This window comes from Trueperaceae bacterium, assembly GCA_036381035.1.
Classification (GTDB): Bacteria; Deinococcota; Deinococci; order Deinococcales; family Trueperaceae; genus DASRWD01.
This window is the reverse complement of the sequence record DASVDQ010000051.1, coordinates 1-1971: the sequence shown is the minus strand read 5'-3', so window position 1 is coordinate 1971 and position 1971 is coordinate 1. Positions and strand designations below refer to the sequence as shown.

Sequence of the window (1971 nt, the reverse complement as noted above, 5' to 3'; positions counted from 1 at the left end):
GGCGAGCGGCGCCACCCGTCTGGGTGGCGCCGCTCGCTTACCCCGCAACGCGGCGCGTCGGCGCTGCCGGCGCGATAGGTAACGGCAGGAACGCCCGCGTGAGGGCCGATGTGGACGCCGCGACCGCGGAGGTCAGGCGTGCGTCAGCGCTGCTCGCGCAGCCGCGGCAGGACCATCCGGGCCCGCTCGACGGCGTCCCTGTCATGCAGGAGGCCCTCCAGCCCGTCGATGCGGATGCCCGGCACGCTCTCCCCTGGGACCGCCGGGAACGCGAAGGCCCGGCCCGGGGTCCCGAACACGACCTCGCCTGCGCCGAACCCCATGCCGCTGCCGGCGAGCAGCCTCTGCGAGGTCAGCCGCCTGAGCAGGCGCGCGGCCTCGGGGTACTGCTCCGCGAGCGCCTCGGCCTCATCGCGCAGCGACTCCCACTGTCGCGTGAGCTCCACGCGCTGGTCCGCCACCGCGGAATCGGCGAGCTGGTTCGCGACCGCGGGGGACTCGCCGGCCTCCAGGGCGTCGACCAGCGCCTCCAGCCTCGCGACCTCGAGCTCCTGGGCGGACCGCCTGAGCTCGTCGTACCTGTCGAGCAGCGCCTGCACCTCGGGGCGCGCCTCCTCGGGCAGCTCGGCCAGGACCGTCAGGCGCTGAGCCTGCGCCCGCAGCTCGGCGATCCTGGCCGCCAGGTCGGCGTCGGCACCGCTCTCCTGCGCCAGGGCGACGGCGCCCAGTAGCGGGACCGCCAGCGCGAGCAACAGGACCTTGAACCTCGTTCGTCTCATCTTCTGACCCTCCTCGGCGCCGCGCGCTGCGTCGGGCCGGGCTCGGCCCAGGGTGGATGGGCGCGGCCGACGCCGGTCGGCTCGGCCCGCGGTGACCGGGTGCGGCGCTGACCCGGCCCGTGTGAGGCAGCCTGAACCCCCGCTGTGCAGACTCTGCCCAGCGTTCGTGCAGTTCTCGTGCAGGCGCGACCCGCGAGGACGTGCCGGCTGCACGGTCCCTGCACACTGCGGTCGTAATCTCGAAGCATGGTTCCACCGCGCTCGGCGACGGTCCTGATCGTCGAGGACGAGCCCGGCATCTCGCGGACGCTCGACGCCTACCTCAAGAGGGAGGGCTACGCCACCGAGATCGCGGCAGACGGCCACCGGGCGCTTAGCCTCTACCGCGCGGCGCGGCCAGACATCGTGCTCCTCGACGTCATGCTGCCCGGCATGGACGGCTTCGAGGTCCTGAGCCGCATCCGCGGCGACGGCAGCACCCCCGTCATCCTCCTGACGGCGCGGGGCGAGGAGGTCGACCGCCTCGTCGGACTCGAGCTGGGCGCCGACGACTACGTCGTCAAGCCCTTCTCCTTCCGGGAGGTCGTCGCGCGGGTGAAGGCGGTGCTGCGGCGGGCCAACGGTCAGGCCGACCCTCCGCCGGCGTTCGTGGTGGGGAGGCTCCGCGTCGAGCCCGAGCACGGCCGCGCGCAGTACGGCGGGAAGGACCTCGCCCTCACCGCCACCGAGTTCAGGCTCTTGGCGGCGCTCGCGGCCTCCCCCGGCCGGCTCTTCAGCCGCGCCGACCTGATCGAGCGGGCGCTGCCCGAGAGCGCCATACTCGAGCGCACCCTCGACTCCCACCTGAAGAACCTGCGCCGCAAGCTGGCCGAGGCCGGCGCGAACGGGCTCATCGTCACCGTGCGCGGCATGGGCTTCCGCCTCGACGAGCGGGCTGCCGAGGGAGCGCGATGAGCGGGCGCAGCTCCGAGACATGCGCTCGCGTGCGCGCTGCCGAGGGGGCGCCATGAGCAGGCTCAGCGCCGGTCTTCACGTCCTCGCGCACGCGGTGGAGCTCGCGCACAAGCCGGAGGGCGGACCATGAGCCGCCTCAGCGTGAGGCTGACGCTCGCCTTCGTGGGCGTCACCCTCGTGACCATCGCGCTCCTCGTGGTCCCGCAGCTACGCGGCATCGCGAGCGAGAACGTCGCGC

2 protein-coding genes are annotated in these 1971 nt (G+C 73.8%); one reads left to right on the top strand and one right to left on the bottom strand.

Translation table 11 applies throughout. The annotated features are described in order from the left end of the window. Positions 1-143: 143 nt before the first annotated feature. Positions 144-779, bottom strand: coding sequence for a hypothetical protein (locus VF202_07070; protein ID HEX7039851.1), 636 nt, complete (start codon positions 777-779; stop codon positions 144-146). A 246-nt stretch (positions 780-1025) separates the two neighbouring features. Between VF202_07070 and VF202_07065 the strand changes: the two genes are divergently transcribed. Continuing rightward, positions 1026-1733 carry a response regulator transcription factor gene (locus VF202_07065; GenBank protein ID HEX7039850.1) on the top strand — a complete coding sequence of 236 codons (708 nt, stop codon included), beginning with the start codon at positions 1026-1028 and terminating at the stop codon, positions 1731-1733. Positions 1734-1971: the final 238 nt, after the last annotated feature.